Source organism: Propionicicella superfundia DSM 22317, from assembly GCF_000423465.1.
Taxonomy (GTDB): domain Bacteria; phylum Actinomycetota; class Actinomycetes; order Propionibacteriales; family Propionibacteriaceae; genus Propionicicella; species Propionicicella superfundia.
Window position 1 is genome coordinate 230,075 of the sequence record NZ_KE384021.1, and the last position, 23,726, is coordinate 253,800.

Here is a 23,726-nt window from a genome sequence, read left to right on the forward strand (position 1 = left end):
TCGTGGAGGGAGTCCCCGATGGCCCAGAGCGATGGTCCGATCGTCTCGACGCCGAGCGGTCGCGTCAGCGGAGTGCAGCGGGCAGGGCATGCCGCCTTCCTCGGTATCCCGTTCGCCGAGCCGCCCGTGGGCGCGCTCCGGTTCGCGCCGCCCGCACCCGCGAGGCCGTGGGACGGGGTGCGGCCCGCGACGGCGTTCGGGCCGACGCCGCTGCGTGTGGCGACCTCCGGCCTGGTGCCGGAACCCGCGATCCCCGGGGAGGGCATCCTCACCGTCTCGGTGTTCACCCCGGACGCCGACCCGGCCGCACGGTTGCCGGTGCTGGTGTGGATCCACGGCGGAGGCTTCATCGGCGGTTCCCCGGCGAGCCCCTGGCATGACGGCGCGGCCTTCGCCCGGGACGGCGTGGTCACCGTGCTGGTGTCCTATCGGCTCGGGTTCGACGGGTTCGGTGCGATCCCGGGCGCGTCCGCGAACCGGGGCGTTCAGGACTGGATGCGGGCGCTGGAGTGGGTGCAGGAGCACATCCCGGCGTTCGGTGGCGACCCGGACCGGGTGACCCTCGCCGGCCAGTCGGCCGGGGGAGCCTCGGTGCTCACCCTGCTGGGCGCGCCCTCGGCGACGCCGCTGTTCCGCGCGGTGTGGGCGAGTTCGCCCGCGCTGCCGGTGCGCACCCGCGACGAGGCGGAGGAGGCCACCCGGCGGCTCGCCGAACGGCTCGGCGTCCCCGCGACGTGGGAGGCGCTGGCGGCCGTGCCGGAGGAGCGGGTGCTGGCAGAGCAGATGGCGGCGGCGCGCCCGCACGGCACCTCGCTGAAGGACCTCATCGAGCGATCCCCGTCCTACTCACCGGTGGTGGACGGCGAGCTGATCCCCGAACCCACCCTCGACGCGCTCATGCACGGCGTCGGCGGCGGAGTGGAACTGGTGATCGGCTCGAACGACAACGAGATCATCTTCCCGGCCGAATCGCTGCCCGCCTGGTTGCACCTCGTGCCGCAGAGCCTTGTCCTGCGGGCGACCGGCCTGCGCGGCCACGAGCTGCGCGAGTACCGGGACGAGCAGCGGCAGGCGGGTGTGGCGGGGGCGGCCGCGATGCTCGACCAGGATGTGACCGATCGTGTGTTCCGGCGGCAGGTCGTCCGCGTCGCCAACGCGCGCGTGGCAGGCGGCGCGGCCACGCGCCTCTACCGCTTCTCCTGGGCCTCGCCGACGAAGGGCGGCGCGATCCACTGCCTCGACCTGCCGTTCCTCTGGGACATCCTCGACCGCGACGACGTGGCGCCGCTGGCCGGCGACTCCCCGCCGCAGGACCTCGCCGACGTCATCCACGGGGCGGCCGTCGCACTCGCCCATGGCTCCGGCCCCGACTGGCCCGTCTGGGACGACGAGCACCGCCGCGTCGCCGTGCTCGGCGGCGACGCAGGCCCTCTCGACATCATCGACAACGGCTACGCCGCGCTCGCCCCGCTCCTCGACTAGATCTCAACCGACGATCTCTCCCAGCGAGCCGACCTTGGCAACCAGCGCGCCCCGAAACGACCAGAAGCACGTCCCGTCTTCCGTCACGACGGGCTCGAGCACGCACGCGGACCCGCCGCCGGCGTGTATCTCCGGCCACGGGCGCCACAGCGCCTCGATCACCCAGTCCTGAAGCAGCGACGCGATCCACCGCAGGTCTTCCTGTCCGACAGAGGAGTCTTCGACGACCAAGGACTCGACTCTTTCCGGGATCGTCAGCACGAATCCGGGCCCTTCGAATCCCTCAGGCATGGGAGCATCGGACTCCAGCAGCCAGACACCTCTGTTGAGGTCTGCGATATTCGGACGGGGTTCCAGGCCCACGGTCCGCGCGTCCCGCACGAAGTCCGTCAACAGGGACCTGGCTCGACTCGGCATCGGTCTGCATCTCCCGTCCCGCTGCTACGGCCCGGTGACGTGTTCGAGATGAGGACGGACTCCTCGACGTCCGACATCGCCGATCGCTTCAGGATCCTCACAGTACTTGGTCGAGGCCCGGAACCTTCCGCTCCGATCCGTGTGGCCAGGGCTGTCACTCACCTTCGTCGCCATCAGGGCCGGTCCGGACGAGGACTCCACCGAGAAACTGCGTGCGGGTTTCTTCACCTTATGGGTTCCGGGTCGGCGGCGGCAGTCGCGCAACGCGGCTTTTCTTACCGAAAGAGCGGGCATCGGCGGCGCATTCGGTTCAGAAATCCGCGGTTACGCTCCACCCGTCCACGGAGGGCCGCCGCAAGGTACAAAAAGTGGCTCATCACAAACGAGGTGTAGCGGGGGTGTGATGAGCCGTCAGACCTCCTACTGGTTCGCGTTGCGCCTGACGCGATGTCGGAGTCGCTCAGGTCGTTCGGGCGCCGTCCGCGCTTGAACTCGACGGTGTACGTCTCGCCGTGCGCGGCGATCACCCGCAGTGCCGCTACGTCATGGCGCCAAACCAGCCATACTTATGAACTTCAACAAGCATTCTCACCGTGTAGCCAAAACTCTTGGTAACTATGGACTGCCAGCGGCTCGTGGTGTCACAGCAGTACCTCAAGCGCCTGGCGGATGCGGGGCTTGGCCTTTGGGGAGGGCGCGTGCAGATGTCGGCAGCTCCACGCTCACGCTAGGGCACGATTGGGGCACGAAACGCCAAAATCCGCTCTGTCTCGGAGCGTTTGCCCTAGTCAGAGCGGATTTCACCGCGTCGGGGTGACAGGATTTGAACCTGCGACCTCTTCGTCCCGAACGAAGCGCGCTACCAAGCTGCGCCACACCCCGATGGCCCTGGGGCCGAAGGAGAGTCTAGCTCAATCGGGGCGGCGGCTCATAAACGGCGTCGACGGCGGTCAGGGTCAGGACGCTGGCCTCGGGACGACACGCGAACCGGTACGGCGCGAACGGGGACGATCCCACGCCGGCCGACACGTGCATCACCGCGATCCGGCCGTCGGCGAGATGCGTCGAGATGCCCTTCGCGCGTTCGGCGTCCAGGTCGCAGTTCGTCACGAGCGCGCCGTGCCCGGGCACGCACACCTGCCCGCCGTGGGTGTGGCCGGCGATGACCAGCCCGACGCCCGAGGACACGAACGCGTCCAGCACTCGCAGGTACGGGGCGTGCGTGACGCCGATCGTGAGGGCCGCGGCGGGGTCGACCGGACCCTGCGCCACCGAGAGGTCCTCCAGTCGGTGGTGGGCGTCGTCCGTCCCGCGGACGTCGAGGCGGACCCCGCGAACGTCCAGCGTTGTCCGGCGGTTGTTGAGATCCACCCAGCCGGCATCGGCGAAACCGGACCTCAGGTCCTCGGTGGGCAGCAGGGGACGCTCACGCCTGGCGCTCCGCGTGCCGCCCACCAGGTAGGACAGCGGGTTGGTGAAGCCCGGCGCGGCGTAGTCGTTCGAGCCGAACACGAACACCCCGGGCTTGTCGAGCAGTCGTCCGAGCGCGGCGAAGAACGGCTCGATCGCCGCCGCCTCGGAGACATTGTCGCCGGTGTTGACGACGAGGTCGGGCTCGATCCCCTGCAGCGAGGCGAGGAACCGCAGTTTGCGCCGCTGCCGCGCGAGCAGGTGAACGTCCGCCAGATGCAGCACCCGGACGGTCGGGCTGCCCGCGGGCAGGATCGGCAGCGTGAACCGCCGCACGACGAACCGGTGCCGCTCGACGACCACCCCGTAGGCGACGCACGCCGCGCCGACGGCCGCAACCGCCCCGGCGACCCGCACGACGGCGCCCGCCCTCGTCATCACCGCGCCGCCTATCTTCGGCGCGTGGACGACGAACTGGGCTGTGTTCTCTGCGTCGTCTGCTGGCCGGTCGGCTGTTGCGTCGTCGCCTGCGTCTGCGTCGCCGACGCGGACGGCTGGGTCGTCTGCACAGGCTGCGGACCCTTCGAGAACCGCAGGTAGATCGTGCTGGCGATCGCCGCCTTCCCGGTCTTGCTCAGGCCGAGGAACGTTCCCGACGGCTCGTTGCTGTACTCATAGCTCACGACCGCGTTGAAGCCGGCCGCCTCCAGCGCGCTCTTGCACTGGGCGGTGCTCAGGCCGCTGCAACTCGGGATCGTGACCTGCTTGCCCTCTTCGAAGGACGCCGGCGGATCGGTGAAGGACGTCTTCGCGCGTCCGGCCAGTGCCGCCGTCATCGCGGGCTTGTAGATGTTGGCGCCGACATCCCCGCCCGACGAACCGGTCAGGTAGGTCTTCGAGTAAGGCATCGTCCGGCCCCCGACCCCCTTCGACCGGTTGGTCCAGTAGGAGTTGGTCTTGTCGACCGCGATCATGGCGGCGCCGGCGGCCTGCGGCGTGTACCCGACCATCCAGATGGCGGCCTGGCCGTCGATGGTGCCGGTCTTGCCGGCCTGGTCGTACCCGCCGGAGATCGCGGCCCGCGCCGCCGTACCACCCGACGTGACGGTCTGGGAGAGGACCTTCGTGATGCCGTCGGCGATGCCCTGCTCGATCACCTGCTTGCAGGAGCCCGTGTCGATGTCGAGCTTCTCGCCCTCCTTGGTCGTGACGCTCGACACGATGTGCGGATCGCAGTACTTGCCGCGAGCCGCGAAGGTCGCGTACGCGTTCGCCATCGACAGCGGCGTCACCTCGGCGGTTCCGAGCGTGAACGACGGAATGTAGTTGTAGTTCTCCTTCACCGTGCCGCCCGTGGCGAGCTTCACCCCGACGCGGTCGGCCAGCTCCGTGGCGGCGCACAGGCTGACGTCCTGCTCAAGCTGCACGTAGTACGTGTTCACCGAGTACTTCGTGCCCTGATACATGTTCATCGTCCCGCTCGGGGATTCGTTCTTCACCCGGAATGAGCTCGACTTGAAGCGGCCCGAACACGATGTGAAGTACTCCCCCGTGAAGTCCATGGAACTTGCTGCGTTGTAGGTCCGCGACGGCGGGATTCCCTTTTCCAACGCGGCTCCGAGGACGAACGCCTTGAAGGTCGAACCCGCCTGGTACCCCTCGGCGCCGCCCATGGACTGTTCGACGTTGTAGTTGTAATAGGTCTCGCCCGCGTCGTTGCCCATCTTCGATCTGCTCTGCGCCATGGCGAGGATGAGGCCGGTTCCCGGCTGGACGATCGACATGGTCGCGATCACCGGATCCCGGGCGTCGATGTACGACGACACCGCCTTCTGCGCGGCGTCCTGCGTCTTCGGGTCGATCGCGGTCTGGATGGTGAGGCCTCCGCGGTACAGGAGCTCCTCGCGCGCCTTCTGGTCGGAGCCGAGCGCGGGGTCGTTCAGCAGCGACCGCTTCACGTAGTCGCACAGGAACGGGTAGCGGCTGCTCTGGCACCCGTTGATCGCCGTCTGCACCTTGGAGGCGTCGAACTTCGTGGCCTTCGCGGCGTCGGCCTCGGCCGAGGTGATGAGCCCCAACTCGGCCATCCGGTTGAGGACGACCGCGCGCCGCTCCATCGCCGCGTCCAGATGGTTCACGGGGTCGGTCGCATTCGGGTTCTGGACGAGGCCGGCCAGCATCGCGGCCTGCGCGAGGGTCAGCTTCGAGGCCGACGTGTTGAAATAGTGGTGCGCCGCCGCCTCCACCCCGTACGCGCCGTCGCCGTAGTACGCGATGTTGAGGTACATCTCGAGGATCTCGTCTTTGCTGAACTTGTCCTCCAGCGTCAGGGCGTAACGGAGCTCCTGGATCTTGCGGGTGAGCGTGCGCTCCTGGGCCTTCTTGACCCCGGCGGTGTCGCCCTTCTGGACGGCCGCCTCGATCTGGGCCATCTTCACGTACTGCTGGGTGAGGGTCGAGCCGCCCTGTGTCGAACCCGAACTGGAGTTGCGGACCAGCGCCCGCAGCGTCCCGACGAGGTCGATGGCGCCGTGCTCGTAGTAACGGTGATCCTCGATCGCGACCTGCGCGACCCTCATGATGGGCGCGATCTTGTCGAGGCTCACGTAGACGCGGTTCTCGTCGTAGAAGCTCGTCAGCTCGGTGCCGTCGGCGAGGAGGACGCGGGACTTCTCGGACTGTGGCTGGGTCTCCAGCTCGGCGGGCAACTGGTCGAGGAGCTGGACGCCGAGGTTGGCTCCGGTTGCCGCGAGCCCGGCGACGGGGACGGCCAGTCCGGCGACCAGCACCCCTCCGAGGGCGCTGACCAGACAGAACATCACCGCTGCATAGGCCTTTTTCCCGAACTGGCGAGACTGCATGCGCCCTAGGATACGTGAGCCGCCTGAGCCCTTCCGACCCCAGCGACCCGTGGCGTCGAGGCGATGAACGCCTACCACAACATTTGTTGTCTGTCGGCCCGTATGTGCCGAATGTCGGGAGCATTTTGGGTCTCGGCGGTCAAACCGTATCCTGATGGACAGGACATCGGAAGGAAGACAATGTCGCTCCTCAACGCTGATGACTGGACCCTGGAGGCGAAGTGCCGCGGGATGCAGGACCAGCTGTTCCCCGAGGGTGCTGATCAGAAGAGAGCGCGCGCCGTGTGTTTCGGTTGTTCCGTTCGGTCTTACTGCCTTGCCGAAGCCCTGGACAACCGCATCGAATGGGGGGTCTGGGGCGGGATGACCGAGCGGGAGCGTCGCCAGCTTCTGCGGCAACGGTCAGACATCACGTCGTGGGCCGCCGTCCTGTGCGGTGATCACCCGCGCCAGGCGCCGTAGCTCCTCCACATCGCTGATCTCCGAGTCCACCCTTTCCACCTCGCGCACCGGCTGTCCGGGCGCGAGGTGTCGTCGTATCAGCGCCTCCTGCGTCGTCATCAACTCGTACAGCCGGGCCTGTTCGGCGAGGGCCGCGCGTTCGGCGCTCCCCGCAGGGACGCTCTCGGCCAGCTCCCTCGCCTCGGCCGCGGTCAGATCGGCCGTCGTCCGCACCCGCTGATTCACGATCGTCCCCAGGAGCGGCAGCCGTTCGGCGGTGAGCCGTTCGGCGAAGAACCGCGCCTCGGTCAGCGCGGCCCTGTCGGGGGTCGCCACGACGATGAACCCGGCCCGCTCGGACGACAGGGTCGCCCGTGTCCGCTCCGCCCGCTGCCGGAAGCTGCCCATGACCTCCTCGAACACCCCCGCGAACGCGCTCAGGTCTGCCAGGCTCTCGGTCCCGATGAGCTTTCCGACGATCTGCGCCGCGACGTTCATGCCCGCCCCGAGCAGCCGCAGCCCACCGCGCGCCGGCGCGGTGAGCAGCCGCATGAGGCGGCCGTCCAGCAGGGCGGCCAGGCGCTGGGGCCCGTCGAGGAAGTCCAGCGCCGACCGGCTCGGCGGGGTGTCAACGACGATGAGATCCCACCGGTTCTCCACCCTCGCCTGCCGGTACAACTGCGCAAGCCGCTCCATCGCCATGTACTCCTGCGTGCCCGAGAAGGACGTCGACAGGGTCTGGTAGAAGGGGTTGCGGAACAACTGCGCCGCGGTCGTGGCCGGGAGCGCGGCGGACACGGCCTCGTCGAAGGTCCGCTTCATATCGAGCATGAGCGCGTCCAGGCTGCCGCCCGCCGCCTCGTCGATGCCCGCGACACGGGCCGGTTCGTCGGTGAGCTGGTCGACGCCCAGCGCCGTCGCGAGGCGGCGTGCCGGGTCGATCGTCATCACGGTCACGCGGCGTCCCCGGTCGGCAGCCCGCACCGCGAGCGCCGCCGACAGCGACGTCTTGCCCACGCCACCGGTGCCGCACAGCAGCAGGATGTGGCGCGACCGGTCGGCCAGCGCGGCGTCCACATCGAGCACGGCGGTCACGGCAGGTCCTTGCCGAGTTCGACGATCCCGGCCGCCCCGAGCGTCCCGGTGACCTGCGGGACGTCGACGAGCCGCTCCGCGTGGGGGACGAGCGTCCTCCGCCACTCGTCCTCGCGGGCCGCCCGCCGGGATGCGGCCGCCAGCACCTCCAGCAGGTCGCCTCGCAGGGCGGGCGACAGCGACAGGTCGAGATCGGTCGGCGGCTCGGCGACGGCCGGTGCGACCTGGTTGCAGAACACGAGCCCGAGCGCGAACCGGTGCGCCCGGAGCTCGGCGATCGTCTCGATCGTCTCGGTCACCGGAAGCTCCCGCAGCAGCGTGACGAGGTGAACCTGTGTGGTCGGAGAGCGGAGGAGTGCCATGATGCTGTGCGCCTGCCGGTGCACGGGCCCGCCTCGGGCGACGTCGGCGAGCGCGTCCCCGGCGGTCAGGAAGCTCGCGATCCGGCCGGTGGGCGGGGCGTCCAGCACGACGGCTCCGTACTGGTTCGGGCTTCCCTTCGCGGTGCGCCGCGCCGCTTCGTACACCTTGCCGATGAGCAGGATGTCGCGCAGGCCCGGCGCGATGCTGGTGGCGAACGCCCCCAGACCGGTCCGGTCGAGCGCGCGACCGGCGATGCCCAGGCCCGCGTTCCGCTCGAGGTACTCGGTGAGCGCGGCCTCGGGCTCGACCGCCAACCCGTGGACCGAGCCGGCGCCGGCGGCGAACAACGGACGCTCCACGGCCGTGAGCGGACGGTTTCCGGTGGCCTCGGCCAGGCCGTTGCGCCCCTCGACCTCGCACACGAGGACCCGGTCGCCGCCCAGGGCCAGCCGGGCGGCCCATGCCAGGGCGAGGGTGGTCTTCCCGGCCCCTCCCTTGCCCGTGATGATGTGCAACGGGGCCGGATCCATACCGATTAGGGTAGGCCCATGACGAAATGGGAGTACGTCACCGTGCCACTTCTCGTGCACGCGACCAAGCAGATCCTCGACAACTGGGGCGCCGACGGATGGGAACTCGTCAGCGTCGTCCCCGGTCTGAACCCCGAGAACCTGGTGGCGTATCTGAAACGCCCGCTGGAGGAGCAGTGACCGTCACGGAACGACTGAACGAGCTGCGGATCGACCTGCCGCCCGTGGCCACCCCCGCCGGAGCGTACGTGCCGGCGGTCCGCGTCGGAGATCTGGTGCACACCGCCGGGCAGCTTCCCTTCGTGGACGGCGCCCTCGCGCGGACCGGCAAGGTCGGCGCCGGTGTGACGCCCGACGACGCGGCCACGCTCGCCCGCGTCGCCGCCCTCAACGCGCTGGCCGCCGCGGGTGCCGCCGCCGGCGGCGTCGACAACCTCGTCCGCGTGGTGAAGGTCGTCGTGTTCGTCGCGAGCGCGTCCGACTTCACGGCGCAGCCGCAGGTGGCCAACGGGGCCAGCGACGTCCTGGGTCAGGTCTTCGGCACGCCCCACGCCCGCAGCGCCGTCGGCGTCGCCGTCCTACCAATGGATTCCCCGGTCGAGGTGGAAATGGTCGTGGAAGTCGCATCTGCGGCTTCCTGACGGTTTCCTGGTCTCGCCCAGCGCGGCGGACTAGCCTCGGATGTTGGGCGTCGAGGCCCGGATCGCGGGTCCAACGCGCTCAATCTACTGAGAAGAACGGGGACGTGATGGCAAAGATGAAGGCAGTTCTCCTGCACAAACCGGGCGACGTCGAATTGGTCGAGATGGATCGGCCGACGCCCGGCGAGGGCGAGGTTCTCATGAAGATCGCCGCTTGCGGAGTCTGCGGCTCCGACCTGGCGCGGATGTTCAAGAAGGGACCACACAAGCTGCCCCTCGTCTGCGGGCACGAGTTCTCGGCCTGGATCGCCGAACTCGGTCCGGGCGTCGAGGGATTCGAGGTCGGCGACCTGGTCACCGTCCCGCCGATGATCCCGTGCTTCGCCTGTCCGCCGTGCGTGCAGGGCCAGTTCAGCCTGTGCGAGGACTACGACTACTACGGCTCCCGCCGTCACGGCGCCTACGCCGAGTACGTCGCGGGCCCGGCGAATCTGCTGCTGAAGGTCCCGAGCGATCTCGACCCGCGCGCCGCGGCCATGGTCGATCCGGCCGCCATCGCCCTCCACGCCTTGTGGCGGACGCATCTGCGGCACGGCCACCGCGTGGCGGTCATCGGGGGCGGCGGGCCGATCGGTCTGTTCGCGATCCAGTGGGCCCGTCTGGCCGGTGCCAGCGAGGTCGTGTCGATCGACGTCTCCGAGGAGAAGGCCGATCTGGCCCGGCAGGCCGGCGCGTCGGCGGCCATCACCCCGGCCGAGGCGCTCGACGTCGCGGGAGTGGGCTTCGACGTCGTGGTCGAGTGCTCGGGCAACCCGAAGGCCGAGGACCAGGCCGTCGCGATCACCGCGCGCCACGGGGACGCCGTGTTCATCGGCATCCCGAATGCCGAGGTCCCGATCGCGGACGCGAACTGGGCTCGTTTCATGCGATTGGAGATCAACCTCCGCGGCGCGTGGAACTCGTTCTCGGCGCCGTTCCCGGGCGCGGAGTGGACGACGACCGTCGACGCAATGCATCGTGGTGACTTGAAGTGGGAGTTCATGATCACCCATGAGTTGCCATTGTCGAAGGTGGGCGAGACGATCAAGGCCATGTACGAGCGAACGATTCACAGCTCCAAGGTGCTGTTCATTCCCGGGATGGACTAAGTGGCGCGACCGGATCCTTCCACTGATCGCCTCCTGCTCCGTGTGGCGCAGCTTTACTACGAGCAGGGGCTGACCCAGGCCGAGATCGCCAACCGCGTCCACGTGACGCGGTGGAAGGTCGGCCGGTTGCTCGAAGAGGCACGGCAGACGGGCATCGTCCGGATCGAGATCGTCCACCGGCATGCCCGCTGCCACGCCGAGGAGAAGCAGCTCAAGAAGGTTTTCGGCCTCGAGGACGTCGTCGTCGTCCCGACCGCCGACGGGGAGTCCGCCAACCGGCGCAATGTGGCCGCCGCCGGGGCGGAGTACCTTGCCGACCTGCGGCCGCAGCCACGCGTCGTCGCCGTGTCCTGGGGACAGACGATGGACGACGTCGCCGACCAGATCCCTCCGGGCTGGGCACGTGGCGTGACGGTCGTCCAGGCCAACGGGGGGCTCAACCGGACGGGGCGGACGCCCGCGATCACGGCGTCGGTCGAGCTGGCCCGTCAGGGCGTCGGGAACGCGCTGTACCTGCCGGCGCCGGCGATCGTCGAGTCGCCTGCCCTGGGACGGGCGCTGTCGGCCGACCCGTCGGTGCGGCGGGTGCTGGAGATCGCGCGGAACGCCGACGTGATCCTGTCCTCGGTGGGTGCGCTGACGGGCAGCGCGGTGCTTGTCGGCAGCGGCTACCTGACCGAGGCGAACATGTCCGAGCTGCGCGGCAAGGGCGCGGCGGGGGACATCTTCGCGCGGTTCATCGACGCCGACGGCCGGACCGTCGACACCGACCTGGACACGCGCACCATCGGCCTGACGACGGAGGACCTGCGGAAGGCGAAGCTGACGATCAACATCGTCAGCGGCCTGAGCAAGCTCCACGTCGCCCTCGCAGCGATCCGCGGCGGGATGGTGAAGGTCCTCATCTGCGACCAGGAGCTCGCCATCCACCTGCTCGACCTGGACGCCGGCGGGTGATTCCCGGAGAGACGCGGACGGCCCTGGTGCGGCGGGCACGCCGGATGAACCGGCTGCTGGCCGAGACCTATCCCGACGCGCACTGCGAGCTCGACTTCGCCGACCCGCTGCAGTTGCTGGTCGCGACGATCCTGTCCGCGCAGTCCACCGATCGCCGCGTCAACGCGGTCACGCCGGCGCTGTTCGCGGCGTATCCCGACGCGGTGGCATTCGCGGGCGCCGATGTCGCCGCCGTCGAGAGCATCGTCCGGCCCACCGGCTTCTTCCGCGTGAAGGCGCAGACGCTCGTCCGGCTCGGGACGGCGCTCGTGCGGGACTTCGACGGGCGTGTCCCCGCCACGCTCGCCCAGCTCGTCACCCTGCCGGGTGTGGGCCGGAAGACGGCCAACGTCGTCCTCGGGAACGCGTTCGGCGTGCCCGGCATCACCCCCGACACCCACTTCATCCGTCTGACCAACAGGTTCGGCTGGGTGGACTCGACCGACCCCGACACGGTCGAGAGCGAGGTCGGCGACCTGTTCCCCCGGACCGCCTGGACGCAGCTCTCGCACAACGTCATCTGGCACGGCCGTCGCCGCTGCCATGCGCGTACCCCGGCCTGCGGCGTCTGTCCTGTCGCGCGGTTGTGCCCGTCCTTCGGGCTGGGACCGGTCGACCCGGCGGCCGCCGCCAAGCGGGCGCTGGAGCCGCGGGGATGACCCGGCGGCACGACCGGCGGGGGATCGTCGCGACGGTCCTGGCCGTCCTGGTCCTCCTGGCGACGGCCTGTGCGCCGGAGGGCGTCGCCGGGCGCTCGGTGACGCGGACCCCGACGCCCACGACGGACCTCCTGGCGTTGCGCACGCGGCTGGGGATCCCCGCGTGCCCGTCGTCCGACCCGTCGGTCGAGGCGCGCGCGGACGGGCTGCCGGACGTGACGCTGGACTGCATCGGCGGGGACTCGCAGGTGCGGCTGGCGGGCCTGCGCGGGCGTCCCATGCTCGTGAACGTGTGGGCGCAGTGGTGTGAGCCGTGCCGCCAGGAGGCCCCCTACCTGGCCGAGTTCGCCGAGACGGCCCCCGCGGACCTGCTCGTCCTCGGGGTCGACTACGACGATCCGCAGCCGGCGGAGGCGCTGTCCTTCGCGGCCGACGCGACCTGGACGTGGGCGCATGTCGTCGATGCCGACAGAGAGCTTGCCGGACCACTGCAGATCGCCGGGCCGCCGCAGACGTTCTTCGTCACCGCCGACGGGGTCGTCGCGCACCGGCATGTCGGCGCGTTCACCTCGACGGCTGAGCTCGCCGCGCTTGTGAACCGATATCTCGGCGTCGGCTGACAGGGGTAGGCTCCACGGCGTGCCGCTTCCGGAATCGTTGCGCACCCTGGCCGACTCGCTTACCGCCGGGGCGGGCTCGCTGCCTGGCCGCCCCCCGCAGGCCGGCCGCGACGCGGGCGTCCTGGCGCTGGTGGGCGAGGCCGAGACGGACCCGTTCCTCGTGTTCATCGAGAAGCTGCCGACCCTGCGGTTCCACCCGGGTCAGATCGCCTTTCCGGGGGGACGCATGGAGGCGACGGATCCCGATGTGATCGCCACCGCCGTCCGCGAGGCCGAGGAGGAGACCGGCGTCGACCCGGCAGGGGTGGACGTGTTCGGGACGCTGCCGCCCGCGTACCTGTTCGCGAGCGACTGGGATGTGACGACCGCTGTCGCGTGGTGGCGGAGCCCCGGCGCCCTGCATCCGGCCGATGCGACCGAGATCGCCGCCGTCCACACGGTGCGGGTGGCCGATCTCGCCGACCCGGACAACCGCAGCAGCTTCCGGCATCCCGCGGGTTTCCGGGGGCCGGCGTTCACCATCGGCGACCTCTACATCTGGGGTTTCACCGGGGGACTGGTCAGCCGCCTGCTCGACCTCGCCGGGTGGTCGCGGTCATGGGACGTGAATCGTGAGACACCGATCCCCGACCGCTTCCTGGCCCCCGGCCGAGGCTGAGGCCCGTCCTCCCGTCGGCACAGCCGCTCCGCGAGTGCTCCCAAACCGCCGCCCCGGTCCGCCGAACGCTCCCGAACTACCGGAAAACCGCGAGTTTCCGGCAGCTTGAGAGCGCTCGGCGGACCGGGGCGGCGGTTTGGGAGCGTTCGGCGGACGCAGAAAGCTCCACCCTCTGTCTCGGGGCGCCGCCGAGTGGGACCGGGCTGCCCTCCTAGTCAGGTGACGTTGCCGAAGAAATCCTCTTCGAACTGCCGACATCCCTTTGACAGAAGGGAAATGCGGGGATACCGTCTGGGCGGTAGTCACCCCGGGCCCCCGAAAGCAGAGGTCATCGATGATGAACACACCCTCTTCAAGCGCCTTGCCGCAACACTCCTCGTGCCGGGCCTGGCTCCCGGCGGCGTCGTCGTGAGCGGGCCTGCCACTGAAACTGGGACGCCGGCGGTCGCCGGCGCCGTGACCTGCGGCGGGCAGGCCGCGTGCTACTGGACGACGTGAGGATCAGCCGGACGGGCTCACGCGCGGGAGCGCGGCGCCAGGTCGCCCGTCGGATCCGCACCGGCATCTCGGCCTCGCTGCGTCGCAAGGCCGAAGAGGCAATCGAGGGACGGAGGTGGGCACGGTGAAGAGACCTGTGATCGCAGGGTTGGCTGCGGGGCTGTTCATCGCCCTCCATCTGCTTGCGGGCTGCACACAGGAGCCGACCGGTGGGGGTCAGAGCACCGCCGCGCCCGCGCCGAACCGGTCCGGGGAGTCGAGTGAGCGATTCATGACCTACGGGCAGCTCGTCGAGGAGTACGAGAGAACTCGGGTGGAGCTCCCCTTGCCCGACGGATACTCCTATCCGCCGTTTCCGGGCGGATACGACACCTCCGCGGCGTACGAGGAACTGTACGGGGCCGCGATCGCTTTCTCGTACTACGAATGCTCCTGGGAGGTCGAATGGCTGGCCGCGAGATCAACCGATCAGAGTCGAGCGGAAGCGGCATTGACGAGGCTGGTCGAACTACCCCGGCACGAGGTCTTCCGGCGGACCTACGATACGGATCTCCAGGCGCACTATCGCTCGATCATCGAGAAGGCCTCTCTTGGAGATCCCACCGGCGTGCAGGAGACGGTCACCGCCAACTGCGCGGGGCCGCCACCGTCGTGACCTGTGGGCGCCGCAGTCTCGTGGCGCGAGGCATGGGACGCGTGAGCGGGCGTCTCATGGTCTGGGGTGTCGTCGGCGTTCTCGCGGTGTCGGGGTGCTCGGGACCGTCCGCGGGGCATTCTCCCGTCGCTGTGAGCAACTCATCGGTGGTCGGGGCGGCCACCGTCGAAGCGGAGCGGCGATCCATCACGTCCGTGGTTGTCGTCGACGGTGTCGTGACCGCGTCGCCGGAGTTCGTCGTCCAAGCGCCGGCGTCCGGGGAAGTGCGGTACGGGACGAGCGTTCGTGGCGCGAGCGGCACAGGCACGGGAGACAGGTCGGTCGCCTCCGGCGCCGAGCTCGGCGTCGTCGCCGGGAAGCCCCTTCGCGCACCCGCGCCGGGGCAGATCGAGGCGATCCTCGTCCCTGACGGTGCGCGTGTCGCAGCCAAGGTCCCGCTGATCAGTCTGCGGTACAGCGGTTTCGGCGTTGTGACGACGGTGCCCGTGGAGGATCAATACCGGCTCTATGACGGTGCTCTCTCGGCAAAGGTGAACATCACGGGCGGCCCGTCCGGGCTGGAATGCCAGATCGTCGCGACGACGACGCACGGGCAGGCCACGTCCACGGACGAAGGGACGTCCGGGGTTCCGGTCGCGTGTCTGCTGCCCATGGATGCTCCCGTCGTGGCAGGGCTGACGACGAAGGTGGGCCTGGCGACCGGACACCGCGAGAATGTGGTTGCCCTCCCACTCCAGGCCGTTGCCGGTCGAGTGGAACAGGGGGAAGTGACGCGGGTCGACCCGGATGGCAGGCAGACCCAGGTGACGGTGAGCCTGGGCCTGACCGACGGTTCGTACATCGAGATCACCGGCGGCCTCGCCGTCGGCGATGCGGTGCTCGCGCACGCGCCAAGTGTCGGGGGCTGACCCCGTGCCGCTCGCGGTCCACGCTCAGGGCCTGTCGGCCGGCGTGAAGCTGCCCTCGGGTGAGCGGATGACGATCCTGAAGGATGCCACGCTCAGAGTCCCGGAGGGAGGCTCTGCAGCGATCGCCGGGCGATCCGGTTCGGGCAAGACGACATTGCTGACTCTGCTCGGGCTCATGGGTCGTCCTGACCGTGGTGACCTGGTCTTGGCAGGCCGGCCGACGGCCCACATCAGCGACGCCGACGCAGCGGTCCTGCGGAACGAGTTGATCGGGTTCGTCTTCCAGAGCTTCTCGCTCATCGACTCCCACGACGTCCTGGAGAATGTCGAGTTGCCCTACACCTATGGACGCCGGTGTCGCCGGCGCCTGATCCGGCAGCGGGCCCTGGACATGCTGGAACTCGTCGGGCTGGCGGGCTTCGCGCATCGGAGAGTGGCGCAGCTCTCCGGCGGCGAGCAGCAACGTGTGGCCATCGCTCGCGCGTTGGTCAGGCGTCCCAAGATCATCCTGGCCGATGAGCCGACCGGGTCCTTGGACATCGAGACCGGTAGCCATGTCATGAGAATTCTCTGCGAGGCGGCGGCGGCGGAAGGCTCGTGTCTGATCGTCGTCACACACGATCCGGCCGTCGCCGCAGGACTCGACGAGACCTGGGAGTTGCGCGACGGCTCGCTGACGCCCCCGGAGGACCGGGCGGGGCAGCGAGCGGAAGCGAGCCCTGTCGCGTCCTGCGCCGAGCCGCAGGGTTCCGACGGCTTCCTCGGGGATCCGGACGGGACTCGTCCGTGAGGCCGGTCAGTGCCGCGTGGCGCGATCTGAGGCGTCACCTGCTGCGGAACGCGCTCACCGCTGTGACGATGTTCATCGGGGTGCTGTCAATGGTCGTCGTCTCGGCTGTCAGCGGCGTGGCGTCCGACATGCTGCTGGCCGCACGCGAGCAGGCGGACGGACGGAAGTTCACCTACGAGGCCACGGTGACGGCGCCCGTCGCGGACGTGGAGACCACGGCGTTGGATCTTCAGGACCGCCTGGGCCAACGGCTGGGCGAGTGGGTGCCGGTCGTCGTGAGCGTGGGCAGTTCTCCGTCGTGGATGACCACGGAGGATCGGGCGTTTCGTCGAGAGGGGCAGGCACTGGCGGTCGAGTGGGACGCCGGCAACGTCGCAGCCGTTCGGCGCCTGCCGGTGATATCGGGATCCTTCCCTTTGTCCGATGAGCCGTATCCGCCGCGACTGGCGATCAATGAGGCGGCGGCGGTGGCGATCGGATACCCGGACAGACGCGAGATCGTCCTGGCGGCCTCGGCAGACGGTCCGTGGGTTGTGTTCGGCATCGACGCGGTGCTGGCGGACGGTGCGGACTCTCCTCAGGCGTATGCATCCATCGCGACGATGCCGCTGGTGGGCGGCTCGGACCACGGGGGCGTCCTGCGCGTTCGCATGACGACGCCGACTCGCTCGGAGTCCGACGTCCGGCAAGCCGTCTCGGACGTCATGACAGATGTCGGTCTGGCAGGTGCGCCGGAGGTGCGCAGAGCCGACACGACGTGGCAGGTCGAGGAACAGATCGGGTCCATCCGTGCCATCTTCTCCGGCTTCTCCGTCCTCATGCTCGCGATCGCCGCCGTCGGGATCCTGAATGTCGGGTTGTCGTCGGTGCGGGAGCGGTCGCGTGAACTCGTCGTCAGGCGGGCGCTCGGCGCTCGGCGGATCGATGTGTTCTGGCAGGTGATGGTGACGGAGATCCTCATCGCTCTCTCTGTGGCGCTGCTTTCGATCATCGCGGCCTTCGTGGCCGTGTACGTCGTTCTGCCCCGTTGGATCCCGCAGCGTTCCGCCATCTCCCACCCTGACGTCCCGTGGGGCTCCTGTGCGATCGGAATCGTGGCCGCCGTGACCACGGCGATGCTGGGCTCGACGGTTCCGGCGTGGAAGGCATCGCGGCTTCCGGTTGCGCAGGCACTGCGCGAGTGACGCCGCGTCCGTCCGCCGAACGCTCCCGAACTACCGGAAAACCGCGAGTTTCCGGCAGCTTGGGAGCGCTCGGCGGACCGGGGCGGCAGCTTGGGAGCGCTCGGCGGACCGGGGCGGCAGCTTGAGAGCGTTCGGCGGAGGGGGGCGGCGGTTTGGGAGCGTTCGGCGGACGCAGGACGTGGCGCGTCGGGCTACATGACGGTGAGTTCCAGGTGGAGCCCGGCAGCGCCGCCCACCTTGACCTGCACCCTCGTCCTGGGCGCATCGACGGCGTCCCAGCCGGACCCGCCGTCACCCGGGTTGAGGACGACGTGGGGGTGGTCGGTGCAGGCGAGCTGGATGCGGAGCCGATGGCCGGGTCGGATGCGGTATCCCGTGTGCAGCAGGCTGATGCGGAACCGGCGCCAGCCCGCGAGGTCGTCGAAGCGCGCCTCGCCGCGCAGGATCAGGGACGCCTCTCCCGAGGGCCGGACGTCGAGCATCCGTACGAACAGGTCTGTGGACGGGCGATCCGAGGCCAGCTCGCCGGAGAGCGCGACAGGCCCGGCCAGGGTGACGGCCGCCTCGAAGGGATCGGAGTCGAGCACCGCGATATCCGGACGGTCCGTGTCGGCGGTGAGATCTCTCCTCGTCGTGAGCAGACGGTAGGGGTCTGCCGAGACGGACGGGACAGGCGACGCCCCATCGGAGACCCAGGCGAGCACCGAGCCCGGTTCGGCTGCCGACGTCGACAGCCGTCCCCTGCCTGACGTCGCCCCCGTGACCCCGCCGTACAAGGTCAGCGTGGATGCGCCCGGTGGGGGCCAGGCGGCGGCCTCGTGCCAGCCGCCGTTGCAGACCTCGTAGGTCACCCTCGCCGGTGCGGTGGCGTGTCCTGCCCAGTGGTCGAAGAAGTCGAGTGCCGGCGTCAGCAGGCGCACGGCCACGGCGTCCGTCCGCGGGACGTCTGCGACGCCCGGCTCAGCCATGACGTCGGCGTAGCTGCCGTTGTGGTGATCGATCGCCTCCAGCCGGAGGAACAGGTGCTCCCGCCAGCGTTCGTTCGCGCGCAGTCGGTCGATGTCGTGCCACGACAGGGCGGCCAGCAGGTCGAACCACCCGACGGTGAACAGCGTCGGCACAGGGCTGGCGGTCAGGAGCTGATCGATGGGGACGGCGGCGTGGCCGCCTGTCGTGCGCGTCTCGCGGTCGTAGCCCGCGGAGCGGTGGCCGAGGGCGCCGAAGTACCGCTCGAACTCGGCGGCGAGCGGCCGGGCGGACCAGTCGAAGGTCCACTCGATGGACTCCGGGTCGGCGAAGTGGAGGGCGAGCAACTCCCGGAAGCTCGCCTGCTCCACGCCCGTGAGCCCCTCCTCGCCGGGCAGCACCCGGCCGAGCTGGGTACCGGTGAGGCGCGGGGCGATCGCACGCAACGCGGGGTGCCCTGCGGCGGCAGCGGCGAGCTGTGTCATGCCGAAGTAGGAGTCGCCCCACATCACCACCGAGCCGTCGCACCAGGGCTGTCCGGCGACCCACTCGATCGTGTCGTATCCGTCGGTCACCTCGCCGGCGGCGAAGAGCGTGTCCCCCTCGGAGCGGTACTTGCCGCGGACGTCCTGAATCACCGCCGCGTAGCCCCGCCGCAGCGCGACGCGTGCGAGATCGGGCATGAAGCATGCCTCGCCGTCCTTGTCGTACGGCAGGCGGACGAGCAGGGCGGTCCGCGGAGCGCCGTCGTCGGGCAGGTAGAGATCCGTGGCCAAGCGGACGCCGTCGCGCATCGGGACCTGCACCTCGCGGGCGTCCGGCGGTACCGGAGCCGGCGGCACTCTGCGGGGTCGAGCCATGCGGACTGGTTCCTCTCCAGGCGCGCTCAGATATCGCCGTCCTCGTCGATGAGCCGTGAGATCGCGCGGCTCAGGAACCCGAGCCTGGCGTCTGCCAGCAGGGGGAGGCGGCGGCGTTCCGCGCGTGCGAACTCGACGTCGATGTCGGCGTAGAGGATCTGCTCGTTCCACAGGCCGGCGGCGGCGACGGTCTGCCCGGTCGGGTCGATCACGCGGGATCCGCCCCAGAACGTCGCGCCCGACTCCGTGCCCACCCGGTTGCAGAACACGACCCACGCCTGGCACATGCGGGCGTGGAACTCGAGCAGGTCTCCCCAGTAGTGGATGGTGTCGACCTGGTCGGCGTCGACGTCCGCGGCGCTGTTGGCGATCACCAGCAGGATCTCCGCCCCGTCCTGCGCGGCCAGCCAGGGCACCATGGGCTGCCAGGCGTCGTTGCAGATCAGGACGGCGGTGCGGCCGAGAGGGGTGTCGAACGCCTGCAGCGACTGGCCCGGGCTGGAATGCTTGCGCTCCTCCCAGGCGAGGTAGTTCGGCAGATAGAGCTTGCGTTGGGTGTGCAGGCTGCTGCCTGCGCTCAGGTAGGCCGCTGCGTTGTGGCGCCTCACCCCGGTCGCCTCGTGGAACCCGACCAGGACGTCGGGCCCGAGCCCGGCGAGCGCTGACAGCCTCCGATCCTCCGCACGCAGGGCCGAATGCGGCGAGGCGGCGCCGAGATCGTAGCCGTGGAGCGCGAGCTCGGGCAGCACCACCAGGGCTGCGCCGGCCTCGTGGGCCTCGGCGATCAGTGCGGCCGCGGTCGTGGCATTGCGATCGACATCGCCCAGAACGGGCGCGAACTGGGCTACCGCGATGACAGCCACGGTCGGTTCACCTCCTGAACCGCTCCGTCGGAGGGAGCGTGCGGCCGACCGTACGTCGGAGCCATTACATGTTTGTTTCGGATTTGTTGCTAGTTGCGCAACGATTGATGAGCCATGTGAGACTAGGTCCGGGTTGAGGTCGTGGGTTCCGTGCGGCCGATCCCGTTCGCGAACCACACAGGAAGGAGGCTGAGGGTGAGTTTCTGGGGGTTCCTCATCGACCGCTGGGACGACTTCCTCGTCCTGGGGCTGGAGCACCTGGCCGTGGTGGGTACGTCACTGGCGCTCGCCAGCATCCTCGGCGTCGGGCTGTCGATGCTGGTCTACAACCGCTCCGTGCCCCGAGCCCTGGCCCTGGCGATCGTCAGCGTCATCTTCACGATTCCCTCGTTCGCGCTGCTCGTGCTCTTCATCAGCCCGCTGGGCCTGGGGCCGGTCAACGTGATCGCGGCCCTCACCCTCTACGGGATGCTGCCGATCATGCAGAACGCGGTCGTCGGTCTGCGCGGGGCCGACCCCGGCGTGCTGGAGGCGGCGCGCGGGCTCGGCCTGACGAGGATGCAGCAGTTCTGGAAGGTCCGCGTTCCTCTCGCGTGGCCGGTGATGCTCACCGGGCTGCGCGTCGCGGCACTCATGCTCATCGGGATCGCGACGCTGGGCTACACCGTCCTCGGGCCCGGCTACGGGGAGTTCGTGTTCACCGGGCTCTACCGGGTCGGCACACCGGTCGCCCTCAACCTCGTGCTGGCCGGACTCCTCGGGGTGCTTCTCGTGGGGCTGCTGTCCGAACTGCTCTTCACGCTGCTCCGCAGACTCACCACACCTCGCTCGTCCTGACCGAACAGAGAGCCTCGAACCATGACTTCCGAAACCCTCATCTCCTTCCGTGGCGTCGCCAAGACCTACCCCGGAGCCACGCGGGCAGCGGTCAGAGAGCTCAGCCTCGACATCCCCCGGGGCAGGTTCATCACGCTCGTGGGCCCGTCCGGCTGCGGGAAGACCACGACCATGAAGATGGTCAATCGGCTCATCGAGCCCACGTCCGGCCGGATCGTCCTCGCCGGGCAGGACATCTCGACCATCGACGCGACCAGCCTCCGCAGGCGCATCGGCTACGTCATCCAGCAGGTGGGGCTGTTTCCCCACCAGACGATCGAGCGCAACGTGGCCGCCGTTCCACGACTTCTCGGCTGGGACAAGGCGCGCATCCGGGACCGCGTGGCAGAACTGCTCGACCTGGTGGGGGTTCCCGTGGACGAGTTCGGCCACCGATACCCCGCCCAGCTCTCCGGCGGTCAGGCCCAACGCGTCGGCGTCGCACGAGCGCTCGCCGCGAACCCCGAGATCCTGCTCATGGACGAGCCCTTCGGCGCGATCGATCCGATCACCCGCGTCGAGCTGCAGGACGAGCTGCTGCGGCTGCAGCGCGAGATGCACAAGACGATCCTCTTCGTCACCCACGACATCGATGAGGCGATGAAGATGGGAGACCTGATCGCGGTGTTCGACCAGACCGCGACGCTCGTCCAGTTCGGCACCCCCGACGACATCCTCGCCTCGCCGGCCACCGAGTTCGTCCAGCGGTTCATCGGAGAGGGCACCGGACTGCATCGGCTCAAGCTGCGGCGCGTGCGTGACCTCCCGCTCCGGGCCGCGCCGGAACAGGGCGTGCCCGATGCTCCCCGCCTGCCCGCGACCGCGACCCTGCACCAGGCGCTCGACTGCCTGGTGCGGACGTCGGCCGACTGCCTGATCGTCACAGAGCAGGACTCCCCGCAGCCGATGGGCGTGCTGACGTTCGCCGATCTTCAGCGCGCCCTCCGCGAGGCGAAGACGCCCACCGCCGAGGACGCGGCGTGACGACGGGCAGAGGCGCCGGAGGCGGGGAGCCGCTGTTCGGCCTGATCCTGACGCCGGCGATCCTCGTGGCCGGTTCCGGCCTCCTGTGGTGGCTGGTCGGCATGCGCCCGCTGGATTCGATCGAGGCACGCAGCCTCAACGCGACGGTGCTGGTCGACGCTCTTCTCACCCACCTGGTGCTGAGCGTGGCGGCGACCGGCGCGGTCATCATCCTGGGCATTCCGCTGGGCGTCCTGCTGTCACGCCCCGGGGCACGAGGCGTGCGATCCATGGCCATGCCGCTGCTCAACCTCGCCCAGGCGCTGCCGACGATCGGCGTGCTCGTCCTGATCGCCGTCGCGACCGGCACGCTCGGATTCGGTGCCGCGCTGATCGGCCTGATCCTGTGCTCGATCATCCCGGTCGTGCTCAACACCGTCACCGGGATGCTCGGCGTGTCGGCCGCGGCGATCGAAGCCGCCACCGGCATCGGCTACACCCAGTGGCAACGGATCCTGCACATCGAGTTCCCCCTTGCGACACCCACGATCTTCGCCGGCCTCCGAACCGCGCTCGTCATGAACGTCGCCAGCGCGACACTCGGTGCGTACATCAACGCCGGCGGGCTCGGCACCATCATCGTCGCGGGGCTCGCGAACAACCGACCGATCGTGCAGGTCTCCGGAGCGGCGCTCACCGCGATCGCCGCGCTGGCCATCGATTACCTCATCGGTCTCGCCCAGCCGTCGCTCACCCGCGGACGCCGCGTCCATGCCGCGCGTCCCACCACCAGTCACCTGCCCCAGTCGAACCCACCCGCTCGGGCCGGGGGACTCCCAACCATCGAAACCAGGAAGAGCAACGCATGACTTCACACAATGCCCGCCGCATTCGGACATCGGCAGCCGCCGTCGCCGTTCTCGCGGCTCTCGCCCTTACCGGATGCTCCGCAGCGGTCCCGGCCCAGACAAACGCGGACGGAGCACTCTCCGGCACCGAGATCACCGTCGGCTCGAAGGAGTTCACAGAGTCGATCATCCTCGGCAAGCTGACCGGCCTCGTGCTGGAGAACGCCGGTGCCACCGTCGTCGACCGCACAGGGATCACGGGGAGCTCCACCGTTCGCGAGGCACTCCTCACCGGCGACATCGACATCTACTGGGACTACACGGGCACCGGCTGGGTGAACTACCTGAACCACACCACGTCCGATGTGCCCGCCGATCTCTTCGATCAGGTCGCCGCGGAGGACCTGAAGTCCAACGGGGTCGCGTGGATCGCTCCGGCACCGTTCGAGAACTCCTACGGAATCGCAGCGTCCGCCGAGTTCGTCGAACGCACCGGGGTCACCACCCTGAGCGCGGCCGCGGTCTACATGGCCGAGCACCCGGAGGAGAACTCCATCTGCGCGGCCAGCGAGTTCATCGGTCGCGACGACGGACTGCCCGGGCTCGAGGACGCCTACGACAGTCCCTACGAGAAGGTCGTCGAACTGGACTTCAACCTGATCTTCAGTCAGATCGGCTCCAGTTGCACCCTCGGCGAGATCACGACCACCGACGCGCGCGTCGACTCGATGAACCTTGTGGCACTGGACGACGACGCGAACTTCTTCGTCGAGTACCGCGGGGCCGTCACTCTCCTCGACCAGACGCTGCAGGACCATCCTGAGATCGCCGAACTGCTCACACCCGTCAGCGAGAAACTCACCGACAGCGTCATGCGCACCCTGAACGGAAAGGTCGACGTCGACGGCGAGCAGCCCGAGGACGTGGCTCGTGACTGGCTGGAGTCCGAGGGCCTGCTCGGCTGACCCGTGGCGGGCCGGGGCACGCGCCTCCG

The 23,726-nt window shown here is 69.4% G+C and carries 24 protein-coding genes and 1 tRNA gene; 17 read left to right on the top strand and 8 right to left on the bottom strand.

Going from position 1 to position 23,726, the window contains the following annotated elements; translation table 11 throughout:
* The first annotated feature begins 18 nt into the window (after positions 1 to 18).
* On the top strand, positions 19 to 1,482 hold the full coding sequence (locus tag G555_RS19395) for a carboxylesterase/lipase family protein (protein ID WP_036922446.1): 1,464 nt from the start codon (positions 19 to 21) through the stop codon (positions 1,480 to 1,482).
* A 3-nt stretch (positions 1,483 to 1,485) separates the two neighbouring features.
* On the opposite strand, the gene G555_RS0110895 is transcribed toward G555_RS19395, so the two are convergent.
* The 4 genes from G555_RS0110895 to G555_RS0110910 form a co-directional block, all read right to left on the bottom strand.
* Positions 1,486 to 1,845, bottom strand: a complete 360-nt coding sequence (locus G555_RS0110895; RefSeq protein WP_156887522.1) for a hypothetical protein — start codon at positions 1,843 to 1,845, stop codon at positions 1,486 to 1,488.
* Between the two features lie 862 nt (positions 1,846 to 2,707).
* Positions 2,708 to 2,781 (bottom strand) — tRNA-Pro (locus G555_RS0110900).
* Positions 2,782 to 2,805: 24 nt separating this feature from the next.
* Complete coding sequence (locus G555_RS19400) at positions 2,806 to 3,762, bottom strand: metallophosphoesterase (RefSeq protein ID WP_425413848.1); 957 nt, start codon at positions 3,760 to 3,762, stop codon at positions 2,806 to 2,808.
* Positions 3,759 to 6,170 carry a transglycosylase domain-containing protein gene (locus G555_RS0110910; RefSeq protein ID WP_028708900.1) on the bottom strand — a complete coding sequence of 804 codons (2,412 nt, stop codon included), beginning with the start codon at positions 6,168 to 6,170 and terminating at the stop codon, positions 3,759 to 3,761. Before G555_RS0110910 ends, G555_RS19400 begins: the two co-directional genes overlap by 4 nt.
* Before the next feature lie 180 nt (positions 6,171 to 6,350).
* Here G555_RS0110910 and G555_RS21895 point away from each other — a divergent pair, with 180 nt between their 5' ends.
* Positions 6,351 to 6,632, top strand: a complete 282-nt coding sequence (locus G555_RS21895) for a WhiB family transcriptional regulator (RefSeq protein WP_028708901.1) — start codon at positions 6,351 to 6,353, stop codon at positions 6,630 to 6,632.
* Here the strand turns inward: G555_RS21895 and G555_RS22300 are convergent.
* Both G555_RS22300 and G555_RS22305 read right to left on the bottom strand, forming a co-directional pair.
* Positions 6,573 to 7,706 (bottom strand): ArsA family ATPase, encoded by a 1,134-nt coding sequence (locus tag G555_RS22300; protein WP_028708902.1) that lies wholly within the window; start codon positions 7,704 to 7,706, stop codon positions 6,573 to 6,575. The two genes, G555_RS21895 and G555_RS22300, sit on opposite strands and share 60 nt — an antisense overlap.
* Positions 7,703 to 8,599, bottom strand: a complete 897-nt coding sequence (locus G555_RS22305) for an ArsA-related P-loop ATPase (RefSeq protein ID WP_036922449.1) — start codon at positions 8,597 to 8,599, stop codon at positions 7,703 to 7,705. Before G555_RS22305 ends, G555_RS22300 begins: the two co-directional genes overlap by 4 nt.
* Positions 8,600 to 8,617: 18 nt before the next feature.
* Between G555_RS22305 and sp36 the strand changes: the two genes are divergently transcribed.
* From sp36 to G555_RS0110980, 11 genes are all read left to right on the top strand, one after another.
* The gene (gene sp36, locus G555_RS22635) at positions 8,618 to 8,779 is read left to right on the top strand and encodes a Sp36 family protein (RefSeq protein ID WP_169337904.1); all 162 of its coding nucleotides are present in this window, start codon (positions 8,618 to 8,620) and stop codon (positions 8,777 to 8,779) included.
* Positions 8,776 to 9,240 (top strand): RidA family protein, encoded by a 465-nt coding sequence (locus G555_RS0110935; RefSeq protein ID WP_028708904.1) that lies wholly within the window; start codon positions 8,776 to 8,778, stop codon positions 9,238 to 9,240. Before sp36 ends, G555_RS0110935 begins: the two co-directional genes overlap by 4 nt.
* 107 nt (positions 9,241 to 9,347) lie before the next feature.
* Positions 9,348 to 10,388: a galactitol-1-phosphate 5-dehydrogenase gene (locus G555_RS0110940; RefSeq protein ID WP_084635194.1), complete on the top strand. Its 1,041-nt coding sequence runs from the start codon at positions 9,348 to 9,350 to the stop codon at positions 10,386 to 10,388.
* Positions 10,389 to 10,430: 42 nt separating this feature from the next.
* Positions 10,431 to 11,345 (top strand): sugar-binding transcriptional regulator, encoded by a 915-nt coding sequence (locus tag G555_RS0110945; protein ID WP_169337905.1) that lies wholly within the window; start codon positions 10,431 to 10,433, stop codon positions 11,343 to 11,345.
* Positions 11,346 to 11,389: 44 nt separating this feature from the next.
* A complete protein-coding gene (nth, locus tag G555_RS0110950; protein WP_084635263.1) occupies positions 11,390 to 12,043 on the top strand; it encodes an endonuclease III in 654 nt (217 codons plus the stop codon).
* The gene (locus G555_RS21295) at positions 12,040 to 12,663 is read left to right on the top strand and encodes a TlpA family protein disulfide reductase (protein WP_051208838.1); all 624 of its coding nucleotides are present in this window, start codon (positions 12,040 to 12,042) and stop codon (positions 12,661 to 12,663) included. The genes nth and G555_RS21295 overlap by 4 nt, the downstream gene beginning before the upstream one ends.
* A 19-nt stretch (positions 12,664 to 12,682) precedes the next feature.
* Positions 12,683 to 13,321, top strand: coding sequence for an NUDIX hydrolase (locus G555_RS0110960; RefSeq protein ID WP_028708909.1), 639 nt, complete (start codon positions 12,683 to 12,685; stop codon positions 13,319 to 13,321).
* Between the two features lie 622 nt (positions 13,322 to 13,943).
* Positions 13,944 to 14,474 carry a hypothetical protein gene (locus G555_RS0110965; RefSeq protein ID WP_156887523.1) on the top strand — a complete coding sequence of 177 codons (531 nt, stop codon included), beginning with the start codon at positions 13,944 to 13,946 and terminating at the stop codon, positions 14,472 to 14,474.
* A 41-nt stretch (positions 14,475 to 14,515) separates the two neighbouring features.
* Complete coding sequence (locus tag G555_RS0110970; RefSeq protein ID WP_156887524.1) at positions 14,516 to 15,382, top strand: efflux RND transporter periplasmic adaptor subunit; 867 nt, start codon at positions 14,516 to 14,518, stop codon at positions 15,380 to 15,382.
* A 67-nt stretch (positions 15,383 to 15,449) separates the two neighbouring features.
* A complete protein-coding gene (locus G555_RS19410; protein WP_169337906.1) occupies positions 15,450 to 16,172 on the top strand; it encodes an ABC transporter ATP-binding protein in 723 nt (240 codons plus the stop codon).
* Positions 16,169 to 17,356: an ABC transporter permease gene (locus G555_RS0110980; RefSeq protein ID WP_028708912.1), complete on the top strand. Its 1,188-nt coding sequence runs from the start codon at positions 16,169 to 16,171 to the stop codon at positions 17,354 to 17,356. The genes G555_RS19410 and G555_RS0110980 overlap by 4 nt, the downstream gene beginning before the upstream one ends.
* A gap of 191 nt (positions 17,357 to 17,547) precedes the next feature.
* Here G555_RS0110980 and G555_RS0110985 read toward each other — a convergent pair whose 3' ends face one another.
* A complete protein-coding gene (locus tag G555_RS0110985) occupies positions 17,548 to 19,182 on the bottom strand; it encodes a CocE/NonD family hydrolase (protein ID WP_028708913.1) in 1,635 nt (544 codons plus the stop codon).
* A 26-nt stretch (positions 19,183 to 19,208) separates the two neighbouring features.
* Entirely contained in the window at positions 19,209 to 20,045 is an 837-nt protein-coding gene (locus G555_RS0110990; RefSeq protein WP_036922452.1) for a nitrilase-related carbon-nitrogen hydrolase, read from the bottom strand.
* Positions 20,046 to 20,240: 195 nt separating this feature from the next.
* Between G555_RS0110990 and G555_RS0110995 the strand changes: the two genes are divergently transcribed.
* The 4 genes from G555_RS0110995 to G555_RS0111010 are packed head-to-tail and all read left to right on the top strand — an operon-like array spanning position 20,241 to position 23,697.
* Entirely contained in the window at positions 20,241 to 20,882 is a 642-nt protein-coding gene (locus G555_RS0110995; protein ID WP_028708915.1) for an ABC transporter permease, read from the top strand.
* A gap of 21 nt (positions 20,883 to 20,903) precedes the next feature.
* A complete protein-coding gene (locus tag G555_RS0111000; RefSeq protein ID WP_028708916.1) occupies positions 20,904 to 21,905 on the top strand; it encodes an ABC transporter ATP-binding protein in 1,002 nt (333 codons plus the stop codon).
* On the top strand, positions 21,902 to 22,753 hold the full coding sequence (locus G555_RS19415) for an ABC transporter permease (protein WP_051208846.1): 852 nt from the start codon (positions 21,902 to 21,904) through the stop codon (positions 22,751 to 22,753). Before G555_RS0111000 ends, G555_RS19415 begins: the two co-directional genes overlap by 4 nt.
* Positions 22,750 to 23,697, top strand: a complete 948-nt coding sequence (locus tag G555_RS0111010; RefSeq protein ID WP_028708917.1) for a glycine betaine ABC transporter substrate-binding protein — start codon at positions 22,750 to 22,752, stop codon at positions 23,695 to 23,697. The genes G555_RS19415 and G555_RS0111010 overlap by 4 nt, the downstream gene beginning before the upstream one ends.
* Positions 23,698 to 23,726 lie beyond the last annotated feature (29 nt).